This is a genomic window from Bradyrhizobium liaoningense (genome assembly GCF_018130825.1).
GTDB classification, from domain to species: Bacteria; Pseudomonadota; Alphaproteobacteria; order Rhizobiales; family Xanthobacteraceae; genus Bradyrhizobium; species Bradyrhizobium liaoningense_B.
In genome coordinates, this window is sequence record NZ_JAFCJS010000001.1 from 638675 (window position 1) to 653664 (window position 14990).

The following is a 14990-nucleotide window of genomic DNA, read 5'->3' on the forward strand; positions in this document are numbered from 1 at the left end:
TTGCATTCCTGCAGACTGTTTGGCCACCAGAGCGGTGCAGCCACACGCTGTCGGTGGTTGCGAAGCTGCGCCGGAAGATCGACATTGGAGGGAGTCTTCGGTGCCCGGCGCCGGGCGGACGGAGTGGAGCCTTGCGATGAAGATTGCCGACCGCGACGTGCTGCTGGTGATCGACGTGCAGAACGACTTCTGCACCGGCGGGGCGCTGGCCGTGCCCGGCGGCGAGAAAGTCGTGCCGGCCATCAATCGTATCGCCCAAAAATTCACCAACGTGGTGCTGACCCAGGATTGGCATCCGGCTGATCATGTCTCCTTCGCGCAAAACCATGCGGGCAAGCAGCCGTTCCAGACCATCGAGCTGAGCTACGGCACCCAGGTGCTCTGGCCGTCGCATTGCGTGCAGGGCACGGCCGGCGCCGAATTCCACGAGGGCTTGGACGTCACAAGGGCGAGCCTGGTGGTGCGCAAGGGCTTTCGCCGTGGCATCGATTCTTATTCGGCGCTGTTCGAGAACGACCACAGGACGCCGACGGGCCTCCTCGGCTATCTGCGCGAGCGCGAGCTGAAGACGGTGTTCGTCGCGGGTTTAGCGCTGGACTTCTGTGTCCGCTTTTCGGCGGAGGATGCCCGCAAGGCGGGGTTCGAGGTCGCGGTGATCGAGGACGCTTGCCGCGGCATCGACCTCGACGGCTCCATGGCTGCGGCCCATCGGAGCTTTGGCGAGCTCGGCATTTCCGTCATCAGCTTCGAGGCGTTCTTGTGAGGAGCGCGAGATAGACGTGGTGGACAAGACAGGCAAACAGCCGGGCAGACCGGATCACATGCCCGACGACCCGCTGCTGTGGCCGTTTGCAACGGCGCGGCTCGCCATGGATGCCTGCTTCTGGTGGATGGAGCGCGGGCCGGCCGAGCCGGCCGACAGCAGCCTGCCGTGGACGACGCCGAGCACGGTGGCGCTGGAGCTTGCAACCATGCGCCTGCGCGAATGCCCGACGGACCGGTCCGGCCGGCCGGCGCTGGTCTGTGCGCCCTATGCGCTGCACCGGGCCCTGATCGCCGATTTCGCGCCCGGCCACAGCGTGGTGCAGTCGCTGCAGAATGGCGGCATCGACCGGGTCTATCTCACCGACTGGCGGTCGGCGACATCAGACATGCGCTATCTCTCGATCGACAGCTATCTTTCGGATCTCAACGTCGCCATCGACGAGATCGGCGCGCCGGTGGACCTCGTCGGTCTGTGTCAGGGCGGCTGGCTGTCGCTGCTCTATGCGGCGCGCTTTCCGGCCAAGGTGCGGCGCCTGGTGCTGGCAGGCGCGCCGGTCGACCTGTCGATCGACTCGGCGATGTCGCGGCTCGCCCGCAACGCGCCCGGCATGGTCTACGACCAGCTCGTCGCGCGCGGCGGCGGCAATGTCAGCGGCAAAGAGATGTTGCGCGTCTGGTCGAAGGCGCCAAGCCGCGAGGATATCGCAGCCGCTTTGCAGAAGGAGCTCTCCGACGAGGAAGGCGCTGCGCTGCTCGCGCGCTTCGACCAGTGGAATGTGGAGCCTCTCGATCTGCCCGGCACTTACTATCTGGAGATCGTCAACTGGATATTCCGGGAGAACCGGATTGCCGCCGGCAACTTCGTCGCGCTCGGCCAAAAGGTTCGTCTCAAGGACGTCAAGGCGCCGGTCTTCCTGCTGGCGGGGCTCGACGACGAGGTGGTGCCGGCGACGCAGGCGCTCGCCACCGCCGGGCTCGTCGGTACACCGCCGGCCTTCATTGCGGCGGCCTCCGAGCCGAGCAATCATCTCGGCCTGTTCATGGGCGCACGGACCCACTTGCATGCCTGGCCCCGGATTGCCGAGTGGCTGCGGAACGATCTGTCCGGGGTCCTGGCCCGCAGCGCTTGAGGTCGCCGGGCGCAGGACCGGCCGGGGCGCAAATCCGTTATGCATGATGGCGGATGGCCTGCACGGGGCCAGATCGATGGGCTACATATGATCGGAGCTGACGGCGGTGGCCGCCGGGAGAAGACTTAAAGGTACTGCGCTCGATGACTTTTCACTCGATCTACACCCACGGATTTGCGCGCGTGGCGGCCTGCGTGACCACCTCCCATGTGGCCGATCCCGCGGCCAATGCGAAGGCGATCCTGGCGGCGGCCAACGCCTGCCACGAGCAGTCGGTGGCGGTTGCCGTGTTTCCCGAGCTGTGCCTGTCCGGTTATGCGATCGAGGATTTGGTGAAGCAGGATCCGCTGCTCGATGCGGTCGAGCGCGGGCTCGCCACCATCGTCGAGGCCTCCGCCGCGCTGATGACCGTACTGATCGTCGGCGCACCGCTGCGCTTTGGTCACCGCATCTACAATTGCGCCGTCGTCATCCATCGCGGCAACGTCCTTGGCGTCGTGCCGAAGTCCTACCTGCCGACTTACCGCGAATTCTACGAGGGACGCCATTTCGCCTCCGGCGCCGGGATCGCCGGCGAGACCATTTCCTTTGGCGGTCTGCACGCCCCGTTCGGCGTCGACCTGCTGTTCGCGGCCGAGGACGTCCCGGGCCTGACCATCGGCGTCGAGATCTGCGAGGACATGTGGATCCCGGTGACGCCGGCCTCGGAGCTCGCGCTGGCGGGTGCCAGCGTGCTGATCAATCTCTCGGGCAGCCCGATCACGATCGGCCGGGCCCGCTCGCGCGCGCTGCTGTGCCAATCGACCTCCGCGCGCTGTCTCGCGGCCTATGTCTATTCCGCCGCCGGGGCAGGGGAATCGACCACGGATCTGGCCTGGGACGGCCAGACCTCGATCTACGAGAACGGCGTGCTGCTGGCCGAAGGCGAGCGGTTCCGCCAGGGCGGCCAGATCACCTATGCCGACGTCGACCTCGATCTGCTCCGGCAGGAGCGCGCCCTGATGGGCACGTTCGACGACAACCGCCGCCAGCGCGAGGCGTTCTTCCGCAAGGTCACGTTCGCCCTGAAGCCGCCGGCCGCCGATATCGGTTTCCTGCGCAAGGTCGAGCGTTTCCCGTTCGTGCCCAGCGATGAGAGCCTGCTCGAGCAGGATTGCTACGAGGCCTACAACATCCAGGTCGCCGGCCTCGTGCAGCGCATGCGCGCGACCGGCACCAAACGCGTCGTGATCGGTGTCTCGGGCGGTCTTGATTCCACCCACGCCCTGATCGTCGCCGCCAAGGCGGTCGACCTGCTTGGTCTGCCGCGTGAAAACATCCTTGCCTACACCATGCCGGGCTTTGCCACCGGCAGCGAGAGCAAGACCAATGCGCTGGCGCTGATGAAGGCGTTGCAGACGACGAGTCAGGAGCTCGACATCCGCACCACGGCGACGCAGATGTTGAAGGACATCGGCCATCCCTTCGGCAAGGGCGAGAAGGTCTACGACGTCACCTTCGAGAACGTGCAGGCGGGCCTGCGCACGGACTATCTGTTCCGCCTCGCCAATCATCACGGCGGCATCGTCATCGGAACCGGCGATCTCTCCGAGCTCGCGCTGGGCTGGTGCACCTACGGCGTCGGCGACCAGATGGCGCATTACAACGTCAACGCCGGCGTGCCGAAGACGCTGATCCAGCATCTGATCCGCTGGGTGATCGCCTCGAAGCAGTTCAGCGGCGACGTGAACCGGACCTTGGGCTCGATCCTCGCCGCCGAAATCTCGCCTGAGCTGGTACCCGTGCAGCCCGGCGAGAAGCCGCAGAGCACGGAAGCTTCCGTCGGGCCCTACGAGCTGCAGGACTTCAACCTGTTCTACACGCTGCGCTTCGGCATGCGGCCGTCCAAGATCGCCTTCATGGCGCTCCAGGCGTGGAGGGACGTCGGCAAGGGCGAATGGCCGCCGGCGTTCCCAAACGACAAGCGCCGGGCCTATGATCTTCCCGAGATCCGGCGCTGGTTAGAGGTGTTCCTGCGCCGCTTCTTCGCCTTCAGCCAGTTCAAGCGCTCGGCCATGCCGAACGGCCCGAAAGTGTCGGCGGGCGGCTCATTGTCGCCGCGCGGCGACTGGCGCGCGCCGTCTGATTCGAGCGCCGCGCCCTGGCTCGAGGATCTCGATCGCAACGTACCGAACTGATTGGCGCGGCGGATCGATATTGCTGGGAGCGTTCTGATGTCGGCCGGGGAAGGCTCAGAAGCGGGTGAAGGGGCCAGCGTCGTCAACGGCCTCTACATCTTCGACATCGAAATGCGCGAGGGCAAGCGCGGGCAGGCGCGAGGCGTGGTCGTGCTCTGCGACGGTCGGATCATGGGCGGCGACAGCTATTTCTACTACACCGGCAGCTACACGTTCCGGAACGGGAAGTGGCGCGGTGACATGATCGTCAATCAGCACACGGAAGCGGTCGGCCGGACGCTTGTGTTCGGGGGCAGGGAGGTCACCTGCGGCTTTTCCGGCGACTATTTCCCCGGCGGCGCCGAAGTCGAGGGCATGGCGCTGGTTGGCAAGATCAGCGTGACGTTCACCGCACGGCTGACGCTGAAGGATACGATGTGAGCTGACGCGCGAGCTTCGTCGCAGCAATCACATCTGGATTAGGGATATGCTGGCGTACTCGCGCTGATGGAAAGCGCGAGGTCCGGAGTGCCTAGGAGTCCGGACCTCGTCACCTTGCCCCAGCCTTCGATCCCCCGCCCCATGTGGTCCCCCAACCCCTTGGTGCGCGATCAGAGGGTGATGCCCCTGGAACTGGCCGCCGATCGATGTCGCGCGATGTACGCGAGATCGAAATAGGATTCCATTCCGGATCACTACGGACACGATTCAGCTTGCTTCTGCGGCAAGCTGCACGTGCGTGCATCGACGGCAGCGCCGCTGCACAACATCGATGCGATGCGCGGGATGTCCACATCTGCCCGACGCCGCGGGACCTTGGCTTCACGGGCCTGTCATTGAACTGGTCTAGCGCTGCTCACGTCATCGTCGACGGTTGAAGGAGCAAGCCATGTCGAAGCCGGTGTTGGGCGCCGCATTGTCGATCAGATCGATCCCCGCGCATCGCGACTGGCTCCTGGAACGGCAGCGCGATCTCGAGATCCAGGATTTCTTCCGCGCCGATCTGCTCGACGGCGACTGGCGTAGCGCGGCCGGCGAGATCAAGCAGATGCTCGCGGGCCATACCGGCCGGCTCGGCATTCACGGGCCGTTCTGGGGCTTCAAGATCGACAGCCACGATCCGATGATCCGCCAGGCTGTGACCAAGCGCCTGCTGCAGGGGCTGGAGGCCGCCGAGTTCCTCGGTGCGACGCAGATGGTGATCCATTCACCGTTCACGACCTGGGACCACAACAATCTCGATCTCTATCCTGATAACCGCGCCAACATCGTCGAGCGCGTCAAGGCGACGCTCGCCGAAGTGATCGCGCGCGCCGAGACGATCGGCTGCGAGATCGTGATCGAGAACATCGAGGACAAGGACCCGCGCGACCGCGTCCGTCTCGCCAAGGCGCTCGAAAGCAACAAGGTCCGCGTCTCGCTCGACACCGGTCACGCCAACTACGCGCATGTCTCCACCGGCGCGCCGCCGGTCGACTATTACGTCGAGACCGCCGGCGACATGCTGACGCATGTCCATCTCCAGGACACCGACGGCTTTGCCGACCGGCACTGGGCGCCGGGCGAAGGCAATATTCCGTGGGTCGCCGTGTTCCGCGCGCTGGGCCGCCTGACCTCGAACCCGCGGCTGATCCTCGAGCTCCGCAACCACGACGACGTCCGCAAGGGCGCAGCGCATCTCGCCGCGCTCGGTCTCGCCGAATAACCAGATCACAGAGGGCAGGGCTTATCATCATGAGCAAACTTACCCGTCGCACCATCCTGAAATCCGGCGGCGCGGCCGCAAGCACGCTGCTGCTGCCGCGCTTTGCGATCGGGCAGAGCGACAATCGGCCGTCGGTGACGATCGCCGTGCAGAAGGTGACCAATTCGAACGTGCTCGACGTGCTGCGCGAGCAGTCCAATGTCGGCGAGCGCGTGTTCTTCTCCTCGATCTGGGAAGGCCTGATCTCCAAGAACTGGCGCGGCAGCCTCGAGGCCGTGCCGGGGCTTGCCACCGAGTGGCGCCGGATCGACGATCAGACCGTCGAGGTGAAGCTGCGCCAGGGCGTCAAGTTCCACAACGGCGACGAACTCACGGCCGAAGACGTCGTCTTCACCTTCAGCCGTCAGCGCATGTTCGGCGAGACCGAGGCCAAGAGCCGCTCCACCATCCAGGCCTTCGAGAAGATCCCGACGCCGCGGCCGGGCAAGGAGCTGCCGCCCGACGTGCCCGCCGTTGCCCGCCGCATCTGGCCGGACCTCGTGCGCGTCGATGCCGTCGACAAGTACACCGTGCGCTTCTACAACGCGACGCCCGACGTCACCATCGAGGGCCGGCTGTCGCGCTACGGCTCCGACATCATGAACCGCCGCGCCTGGGAAGAATCCGCCAGCTATCTCGACTGGGCGCGCAAGCCCATCACCACCGGTCCGTACAAGGTCGTCGAGCTCAAGCCCGACGTGTCGCTGACCCTGGAAGCGCATGACGAATATTGGGGCGGCCGTCCGCCGCTCAAGCGCATCCGCTTCCTCGAAGTCCCTGAAGTCGCGAGCCGCATCAACGGGCTGCTCTCGGGCGAATACCAGTTCGCCTGCGACATCCCGCCGGACCAGATCGCCGGCATCGAGAAGAATGCCGCCTTCGAAGTGCAGGGCGGCACCATCCTCAATCATCGCCTGACCGTGTTCGACAAGAACCACGCCGTGCTCGCCAATCCGCTTGTCAGGCGCGCCTTCACCCATGCGATCGACCGCCAGGCCATCGTCGACAGCCTGTGGGCCGGCCGCACCCGCGTGCCGAAGGGCCTGCAGTGGGAGTTCTACGGCGACATGTTCAACGCCGACTGGAGCGTGCCGGCTTACGATCCGAAGCTCGCGCAGGATCTGCTCAAGCAGGCCAATTACAAGGGCGATCCGATCCCGTACCGCCTGCTCAACAACTACTACACCAACCAGGTCGCGACCGCGCAGATCCTGGTCGAGATGTGGAAGTCGGTCGGCCTCAACGTGCAGATCGAGACCAAGGAGAACTGGTCGCAGATCATGGAGCGTGCGCCCACGCGCGCCGTGCGCGACTGGTCGAACTCGGCCGCCTTCAACGATCCGGTCTCCTCGCTGGTCGCCCAGCACGGGCCGAACGGCCAGCAGCAGCAGATCGGCGAATGGACCAACGCCGAGCTGAACACGCTCTCGGAGTTCCTGGAGACCTCGACCGATCGCGCGGCGCGCAAGAAGGCGTTCCGCCGCATGCTGGAGATCGCCGAGCGCGAGGATCCCGCCTATACGGTGCTGCACCAGAACGCGACCTTCACGGCCAAGCCGAAATCGATCAAGTGGAAGGCCTCGCCCGCCTTCGCGATGGATTTCCGCGCCGGCAATTTCGAGGCCTGAAGGTGTCGCCGCTGGTCAGCATCGAAGGCCTGAGCGTCGCCTTCAATGGCGTGCCGGTGCTGCGTGGTGTCGACCTCGCTCTCGGCAAGGGCGAGGCCGTCGGCCTCGTCGGCGAGTCCGGCTCCGGCAAGTCGGTGACGTGGCTCGCCGCGCTCGGCCTGCTGCCGCGGCACGCGAAGGTCTCGGGTTCTGTACGGCTCGACGGACGCGAACTCCTTGGCGCGCCGGCCGCCGAACTCGACCGCGTCAGGGGCGGGCGGGTCGCCATGATCTTCCAGGATCCGGCGAGCGCGCTCAATCCGGTGCTGACCATCCGCAGGCAGCTCTGTGAGGCACTGGCGCTGCATCGCGATCTCCAGGGCGAGGCGGTGAAGGCGGAAGCGAAGCGGCTGCTCGACCTCGTCGGCATTCCCGATGCAGGCAGGCGGCTCTCCGCTTACCCTCACGAATTCTCCGGCGGGCAGGTCCAGCGCATCATGATCGCGATGGCGCTCGCCGGAAATCCGGACCTCTTGATCGCGGACGAGCCGACCACGGCGCTCGATGCGACCATCCAGGCGCAGATCCTGGAGCTGCTCTCCACCATCCGTCGCGAGATGAGCATGGCGATGGTGCTGATCAGCCACGATCTCGGCGTCGTTGCCGAAAACTGCGACCGCGTCGCCGTGATGTATGCCGGCCGCATCGTCGAGCAGGCGCCCAGCAACCAGCTCTTCGCCGATCCCGTGCATCCCTATGCGCAGGGCCTGATCGGCGCGCTGCCGCCGCTCGACGGACCGCGCCGCCGTCTCACCGCCATATCAGGGACGGTGCCCGATCCCGCGCACATGCCCAGCGGCTGCGCGTTCGCGCCGCGCTGCGCGCTGGCGGCCGAGCCGTGCGGCCTTGCCGCGCCGAGCCTCGCGCTCATCAGCGACGACCGTACCGTGGCCTGTATCCGCGCCGAGGCGTCGCGCCGCGCGCTGCTCGGGATCGCCGCCGAATGAGCGCGCCGCTCGTCGAAATCTCCGCGATTTCCCGCAGCTACAGCATGCGTTCCGGAATGTTCGGGCGAGCTACGGCCGTACATGCGGTCGACGGCGTGTCGCTGACGATTCCCAAAGGTGAGACGCTGGGCCTTGTCGGCGAGTCCGGTTCGGGCAAATCCACCACGGGCCGCATCGTGCTCGGCCTCGAGCCGCCCGACCGCGGCGAGGTGCGGTTTGGCGGCAAGCCCATGGCCGCGCCGGGAACGGCCGCATGGCGCACAGAGCGGGCGCGGATGCAGATGATCTTCCAGGACCCGCTGGGGGCGCTGGACCGGCGCCTGCCGGTCGCAACGCAGATCCGCGAGCCGCTGGACATTCACGGCGTCGGCACACCAGCCGAGCGCGAGGAGCGGGTGCGCGAATTGCTGCGCGCAGTAGAGCTGACGCCGGCGCACGGCGCACGCTATCCCGGCGCGCTCTCGGGCGGACAGCGCCAGCGCATCGTGCTGGCCCGGGCGCTTGCGACAAAACCCGATTTCCTCGTCTGCGACGAGCCGGTCAGTGCGCTCGACGTCTCGATCCAGGCGCAGGTGGTGAACCTGCTTTGCGATCTCCAGGCGCAGCTTGGCCTGACGCTGCTGTTCATCAGCCACGATCTGCGCGTTATCAGGCAGATCAGCACTGTCGTCGCCGTGATGTATCTCGGCCGCATCGTCGAGGTCGGCAGCGCCGACGATCTGTTCGCGCGGCCGGAGCATCCCTATACGCAGGCGCTGGTCTCGGCCTCGCCCGCGCCGGGCCGCCGCAGCGCCGGCCGCATCGTGCTCGCAGGCGATCCGCCGAACCCGGCGGCGCGTCCGCAAGGCTGCGCCTTCCATCCGCGCTGCCCGCGGGCGATTGCGCGCTGCGCGAGCGAGGTGCCGGCGCTCTCGACGGTCGGCGGCGGCAGACAGGTCGCCTGCCATCTCGTCACCGGGCCGCAGGCCGAAACGCGGGACGCGGCCTGATGGGACGCTATTTCGCCATTCGCATCGGACGCGCGGCGCTGACGATCGTCCTGGTCGTCACCTTCGCCTTCGTCGTGCTGCGTCTCTCCGGCGATCCCGCCCTGATGATTTTGGGACCGGAAGCGCCGCCCGAGGTGATCGCCGCGTTCCGCAAGGCATGGGGCCTCGATGATCCCATCTGGTTCCAGTATCTCGATTACTTCAGCGCCATCGCCAAGGGTGAGCTCGGCCGCTCCATGCGCGACGGCCGTCCCGCGATCGAGCTCGTGCTGGAGCGCATTCCGGCCACACTGGCGCTGACGCTGCCGGCCTTCTTCTTCAAGGTCGCGCTCGGCATTCCCGCCGGCATCTATGCGGCGCTGCATCGCGGCTCCGGAATCGACCGCGCCGTGATGATGACGGCGGTCGCCGGCTTCACCGTGCCGAGCTTCGTCCTCGCGCTGCTGCTGGTTCTGGTCTTTGCCGTGCAGCTCGGTTGGCTGCCGTCGGGCGGACAGGACAGCTGGCGCCACGCCATTTTGCCGATCACAACGCTCAGCCTCGGCGGCGCCGCCGTGCTGGCGCGCTTCACCCGTAGCGCGATGCTGGAGGTGCTCGGCCAGCCCTACATCCGCACGGCTTCGGCCAAGGGCGTGCCGTGGCGCAAGGTGGTGACGTCGCACGCGCTGCCGAACGCGGCGATCCCGACCGTCACCATTTTGGGCTTCATGGTGGGCACGCTGATTGCGGGTGCGGTCGTGGTCGAGAGCGTGTTCGCCTGGCCAGGAGTAGGGCGCCTGCTCGTCGTTGCGGTTGCCAACCGCGACCTCGCGGTCGTGCAATGCATCCTGCTGCTGGTGGCGATGACCATGGTGACGTCCAATCTGATCGTCGACTTCCTCTACGGCTTCCTCGATCCGCGCCTGCGCGCCAAAGGAGCGCATGCATGACGGATGCGACGTTGAAGGATACGGCCGCGCGCCGCCGCATCAACCTTCCCGCAATTCCTGTCTCCGTCGCCCTCGCGATCACGTGGATCGTCGCGATGCTGGTGATCGCGGCCTTCGCCGAGAAGATCGCGCCTTACGGCTTCACCCAGCTCGACCTGCGCAACCGGCTCGCCGCGCCCGGCAATGTCGCGCACTGGCTCGGCACGGACGAGCTTGGCCGCGACGTGCTGTCGCGCCTCCTGGTCTCGATCCGCATCTCACTGCTGATCGCCTTCGGCGCCACCGCGATCTCCGCGATCGTCGGCACCACGCTCGGCTTCCTCGCCGCGCATTTCCGTGGCGCCGTCGAGCAGCTCGTGCTGATGCTGACCGATTTCCAGGCCAGCATGCCCTTCCTGATCATGGCGCTCGCCGTGCTCGCCTTCTTCGGCAATTCGCTGCCGCTCTTGATCGGCCTGATGGGCCTGTTCGGCTGGGAGCGCTATGCCCGCATCGCGCGGGGCCTTGCCATCTCCGCCAATGCGCAAGGCTACGCCGCAGCCGTCCGGCAGTTAGGGGCGACGCCGTCGCGGATTTACCTCCGGCACATCCTGCCTAACATCGCCTCGACCCTGATCGTCTCGACCACGCTGGTCTTTCCCGAGGTGATCCTGATGGAATCCGGCCTGTCCTCGGCCTCGGCGTGCAGCCGCCGATGACCAGCCTCGGCAACATGGTCGGCTATGGCCGCGAGTACCTGACCCGGGCACCCTGGATCATGCTGGCGCCGGCGACCACCATCGTCGTGACCACGCTGGCGGTCTCCGTCATCGGCGACTGGCTGCGCGACCGGCTCGATCCGACGTTGCAATAGCGCGACTGGCTTGAGTCGCGAGCCGGTTTGCCGCCGCTTCTAGCCTTGGGCCTCCGGCGTCCTGCCGCGCCCGAGCGCGAATTGACCGACCGGGCCCTCGATATGTAATTCCAGCTCCGTCATTTTTGCGAACAGATCGATGTCGGTCGTCCCGATGGCGCAGCCGCCGAGGCCCATATCGGTCGCCGCCAGGTAAAGCGTCTGAATCAGGCTGCCGACATTCTTCAGGATCAACGAATATGCGATTGAGCTGTATTTCCAGGAGACCCGCCCAAAACGCGCCGCGATCGTGATCAGGATTTGTGGCTGACCCGGCGCGTCCATGGCGAACTGGGCAGCCGCCAAATGCGCCTGGAGTTGTTGGGGGGAAGCGCTGATTGCGACTAGCGCGTGGCTCCCTGCATCGTAGTGGTAGAGTCCGCGCGCAAGCCCGTCGCAGTTCGCGACGGTAAGGTACAATTCCAACTCGTATGCGCTGCCCGCCGACGGATAAGGCCTTGTGCTGTAGGTGACGTCGGAACCGCCCTCGAAATACGGCTCGCTCTTCCATTCGGACACGACGCGCGCGGTGGTGTCGAGAAACTGCGCGAGTTCGCCGAGTGTGACCGGATGCTTGTCGTCGAAATCCCGTGTTGAATGGCGTTCGCGCAACAGCTTCGGGAAGCGGGAGTTCGGCTCCGGGGCGGGGAATTTGCGCAGGTCGATCTTGCTGCCGGGCCAGCGCGGACGCACTGCGGGCGGCGGCGGAACGACGCTCGCGTAGGTGAAGGCGGCACCGACCGGATTGGCTTGCCGACCCTCCGTGCTTCGCGTGTGAAACACCAGATCGTGGAAATCCCAGAGAACGAGATTGCCGTCGCCTTCATCCACTCGCAAGCCGTCGCCGTCTTTCGCATCGAGCTTGAGCAGAATCTGGTTGTCCACCAGCAGCTCCAGGAGAAGGAGATTGAAGTTGGGCACCTTCGCCTTGAGCTTGCCGATCTTCTGAGGCTGCGATAGCGCAGCAAGGGTGGCGGCGATGGCGGGATCGCCAATCCGGAACAGCGCGCCGCCGAGTGGCGATTCCAGCACCATCTCATTGCCGCGCCGGCGCAGATAGGCAAAGCGCGATAGCACAATGGTGTCACGACTGCCCAGCTTGGCGCGCCGCGGCCAGTATTCGGGGACTTGGGGCTCGATGACCACGAGGTCCCGCTCGTCATGCGAGGAGGAGAGGCGGTATTCCAGAAGCCCCTGCCGGGCCAGGCGATGCACCAGTGCGTCGATGTCCCTGGCGAGGCTGCTCTTGCCTGCGAACGAAGCGAGCGGAAGACCGATACTGAGATGTCGCGCACGGTCCATCGCAGCCGCGCTGAATTGTCCGAGGTTGACGCAATAGTCGCCGAGAGAGGCGGCGATGTTTCCGTCCGGCTGCATCTGGAGGGAGAAGCGTTGGCTCAATCGGGCCGCGATGTCCGGCGCGATCTTCCTGGTCGGCTTTTTCCGGAGAGCGCGCACGAAAAGCAGGCCTTCAGGTGTGTGGAAGGAATGAAGTCAGATCGCTTTCCGGTCGCGGCCGGTCCAACAATCCGAGCTTCACCGGCACGTCGTAGAGGCGGCCCGGTGCGAAGCGGCGATAAAAATGACGCAAGCCGGGAACGAGCACTCTGACGACCGGAACCTCGACGTCGGGACGCGTCTGGTCGAGGACGAGGAAATCGTAGCCTGCACGGGCGGCGATCTCGACGCAGGCGATGACCTGGTCCCGCGTGTTGTCGTGAAGCTTGAGGCTCGGCGCCGGGGGGACGATCGGGCGATCGCTCGGTGTCAGGAACGGGTAGTCTTCCAGACGCAGCGGCGTAACGCCGTCGAGGGTCGGCTTCTCGCCGCTCGCACCGCCCATCATGCTGACGGACATGAATTGGGTCAGCTCGGTGAGGGAGCGCAGCAGGGCTATGCGGCGGTCGAAATGCGCGCCGGAACCGAACTCGATATGCTCGTGTCCATCCTGCATCCAGTGCATGATTGCCACGTAGGTCGGAATGCCGAGCTCGGTGGTGACATCGAGCACCCACAGCTTGCGCCCGGCTTCCGCAAATTGAGACTGGAGATCGCGGACATAGAAATCGTCGAACTGCTCGAGGTCGACCTCGGCGCGCTGCACCCGGTTGTACCACCAGATCGCGTAGGCATCGCGTTCGATCAGTTCGAGGAAGCCCTGGACAATCGCTTCGTCGCGGGTGTTGCCGGCCGCGCAGCCGTTGGAATCCGTATGAAAGCCGCCATAAAAGAAGTACAGGAGGCCCGTCGGCAGATATTTGAAGCGTTTGTCGCGTAACGATGAGACGGGCGACCACTCGGTCCTCGTCGAAGGATCGAACGGCTCGGGAACCGGATGGGAATCGTCCGGTTGCTGGAGAAATCTGTTCTTGAACTGCGTTTCACTGAAGAGCTGGACATCGTTGGGAAGAAAGGCATCGCCAGGCGCGAAATCGGCAAATCGACGCGTCGTCCTGATCTCATCGCCCTGGAAAATGCCCGAATAGCGTTCGATCGATTCCATCAGCGCGCTGGCTTCGCCCTGCTCGGCGGTCGATCCCTTGCCAAAACTGCCCCCGCTCAATCCGGACCTGAGCTGGTCGATGCTGTGGGCGGGCGCGGAGAAATTATGCTGGGCGAAGTAGTTGGTGTTCATCGGCAGATCGACGTCGATTCGTTCGAGCCTGGTCACCACCCCTGTCAGTGGGCTCACATGCTTGCGGAAGCGCGACACCGTCGCGCGCGACGTCACGGTGCGATATCCACCGCTGGTCATGACGAGCCTTTTGCCCTCGGCAATCTCGACCAGGGCCGGAGATCGGCGCGGGTTGTTCAGCTTCCTGCTGCCGCAGGTCGGACATTGCGGACGTCGCGTCACGTAGTGCTTGGCGATGGCGGCGCCGGTCAGGTCGAGGCTTGCGATGTGATCGCACAAATCGGTGCGAAAATCCGAGGCGATTGCCTTGGCGATCTCGACGGCCGCAAAATGGATTCCAGCCTGGCCGACGCTTTCTCTGACGAGCGGCGATGTGGCGACCGCACGCGCCGGTCCCCGGTCAAGAAACCCCTTGATCTCCCGGTTGCGGATCATGCGATCGAACAGGCAGGTCCAGCAGGCGCTCTCGCCCGGTTTGAACACGGGCCCGACCAGTGGAAACGGGCCGGATGGCTGTACCAGCAACCAGGGCGTCTTGCCGGCCACACGTTCCTGGTTCAGTTCAGCAAGTCGCCTGTCGAGATAGTCGTTCGTCAGCGTGATCGTGAACTTCGGCGCTCGCTTGGCGATTTGAACACCGAGCTTGCTCAACGCCGCGGTCAACTCCTTGGCGCCCTTGACGTCAATCGACTCGACCTGCACGGGGCTATTGCGGAGATTTTGTTCCGCGATCTCCAAAGGGATGCCGAGGCTCGCCAGGAAGCCGCCGACGGCGCCGTCGAACGCTTTCGGGTTCCGCGCAACGACATATCGGCGATCGAGGAGCCGCCTGATCGCTTCCTCGATCTTGTTGGCCGGAAACTGCTTCGAAAGCTGGCTGATGATCTCCGGCCAAGCCTTGCCATGTTTTCCGATCGCGGTGGCCAAGGCACAGTAGAGCTCGCCGTGCAGGAAGAACTTGCGGTCCTCGGAATAAAGGCAGACCGCATCGGGAGGCAGTACGTAAGCGGTAAAGTTCGGTGCAAATCGGAGAATGTCTTTGCGGGTCAGCCGCGCAGCGCGGGTCTTGCGAGTTGCAGTCATTGAGTCAGCACGCTGATCCTGTTGCCGATACAAGCGCCGTAGCGAAATCAAGC

Annotated in this window: 11 protein-coding genes and 1 pseudogene; 10 read left to right on the forward strand and 2 right to left on the reverse strand. The window is 65.4% G+C overall.

Translation table 11 applies throughout. The features are described 5' to 3' along the window. Positions 1–136 precede the first annotated feature (136 nt). The 10 genes and pseudogenes from pncA (at position 137) to JQ603_RS03190 (ending at position 11180) form a co-directional block, all read left to right on the forward strand. Positions 137–763, forward strand: coding sequence for a bifunctional nicotinamidase/pyrazinamidase (pncA, locus tag JQ603_RS03145; protein WP_212336409.1), 627 nt, complete (start codon positions 137–139; stop codon positions 761–763). A gap of 16 nt (positions 764–779) precedes the next feature. Further along, positions 780–1895, forward strand: a complete 1116-nt coding sequence (locus JQ603_RS03150; protein WP_212336411.1) for an alpha/beta fold hydrolase — start codon at positions 780–782, stop codon at positions 1893–1895. Between the two features lie 143 nt (positions 1896–2038). After that, on the forward strand, positions 2039–4072 hold the full coding sequence (locus tag JQ603_RS03155) for an NAD(+) synthase (protein ID WP_212336413.1): 2034 nt from the start codon (positions 2039–2041) through the stop codon (positions 4070–4072). 36 nt (positions 4073–4108) lie between these two features. Continuing rightward, positions 4109–4492 carry a GrlR family regulatory protein gene (locus JQ603_RS03160; RefSeq protein WP_212336415.1) on the forward strand — a complete coding sequence of 128 codons (384 nt, stop codon included), beginning with the start codon at positions 4109–4111 and terminating at the stop codon, positions 4490–4492. A 448-nt stretch (positions 4493–4940) separates the two neighbouring features. Continuing rightward, positions 4941–5756, forward strand: a complete 816-nt coding sequence (locus JQ603_RS03165) for a sugar phosphate isomerase/epimerase family protein (protein ID WP_212336417.1) — start codon at positions 4941–4943, stop codon at positions 5754–5756. A 29-nt stretch (positions 5757–5785) separates the two neighbouring features. Continuing rightward, positions 5786–7423 carry an ABC transporter substrate-binding protein gene (locus JQ603_RS03170; RefSeq protein ID WP_212336418.1) on the forward strand — a complete coding sequence of 546 codons (1638 nt, stop codon included), beginning with the start codon at positions 5786–5788 and terminating at the stop codon, positions 7421–7423. A 2-nt stretch (positions 7424–7425) separates the two neighbouring features. Then, positions 7426–8409, forward strand: coding sequence for an ABC transporter ATP-binding protein (locus tag JQ603_RS03175; RefSeq protein WP_212336420.1), 984 nt, complete (start codon positions 7426–7428; stop codon positions 8407–8409). Next, positions 8406–9398, forward strand: coding sequence for an ABC transporter ATP-binding protein (locus JQ603_RS03180; RefSeq protein ID WP_212336422.1), 993 nt, complete (start codon positions 8406–8408; stop codon positions 9396–9398). Before JQ603_RS03175 ends, JQ603_RS03180 begins: the two co-directional genes overlap by 4 nt. After that, positions 9398–10327: an ABC transporter permease gene (locus JQ603_RS03185; RefSeq protein ID WP_212336424.1), complete on the forward strand. Its 930-nt coding sequence runs from the start codon at positions 9398–9400 to the stop codon at positions 10325–10327. The genes JQ603_RS03180 and JQ603_RS03185 overlap by 1 nt, the downstream gene beginning before the upstream one ends. Further along, positions 10324–11180: pseudogene (locus JQ603_RS03190) on the forward strand (ABC transporter permease). The gene JQ603_RS03185 and the pseudogene JQ603_RS03190 overlap by 4 nt, the downstream one beginning before the upstream one ends. A gap of 39 nt (positions 11181–11219) precedes the next feature. On the opposite strand, the gene JQ603_RS03195 reads toward JQ603_RS03190, so the two are convergent. Both JQ603_RS03195 and JQ603_RS03200 read right to left on the reverse strand, forming a co-directional pair. Further along, positions 11220–12596 carry a SagB/ThcOx family dehydrogenase gene (locus JQ603_RS03195; protein WP_212338141.1) on the reverse strand — a complete coding sequence of 459 codons (1377 nt, stop codon included), beginning with the start codon at positions 12594–12596 and terminating at the stop codon, positions 11220–11222. 94 nt (positions 12597–12690) lie between these two features. After that, positions 12691–14937 (reverse strand): TOMM precursor leader peptide-binding protein, encoded by a 2247-nt coding sequence (locus JQ603_RS03200; RefSeq protein ID WP_212338144.1) that lies wholly within the window; start codon positions 14935–14937, stop codon positions 12691–12693. Positions 14938–14990 lie beyond the last annotated feature (53 nt).

Bases quoted from the DNA above. Each gene is read 5' to 3' on its own strand.
- pncA (WP_212336409.1), top strand. From the start codon at position 137: ATGAAGATTGCCGACCGCGACGTGCTGCTGGTGATCGACGTGCAGAAC.
- JQ603_RS03155 (WP_212336413.1), top strand. From the start codon at position 2,039: ATGACTTTTCACTCGATCTACACCCACGGATTTGCGCGCGTGGCGGCC.
- JQ603_RS03160 (WP_212336415.1), top strand. From the start codon at position 4,109: ATGTCGGCCGGGGAAGGCTCAGAAGCGGGTGAAGGGGCCAGCGTCGTC.
- JQ603_RS03165 (WP_212336417.1), top strand. From the start codon at position 4,941: ATGTCGAAGCCGGTGTTGGGCGCCGCATTGTCGATCAGATCGATCCCC.
- JQ603_RS03170 (WP_212336418.1), top strand. From the start codon at position 5,786: ATGAGCAAACTTACCCGTCGCACCATCCTGAAATCCGGCGGCGCGGCC.
- JQ603_RS03180 (WP_212336422.1), top strand. From the start codon at position 8,406: ATGAGCGCGCCGCTCGTCGAAATCTCCGCGATTTCCCGCAGCTACAGC.
- JQ603_RS03185 (WP_212336424.1), top strand. From the start codon at position 9,398: ATGGGACGCTATTTCGCCATTCGCATCGGACGCGCGGCGCTGACGATC.
- JQ603_RS03195 (WP_212338141.1), bottom strand. From the start codon at position 12,596: ATGCAGCCGGACGGAAACATCGCCGCCTCTCTCGGCGACTATTGCGTC.
- JQ603_RS03200 (WP_212338144.1), bottom strand. From the start codon at position 14,937: ATGACTGCAACTCGCAAGACCCGCGCTGCGCGGCTGACCCGCAAAGAC.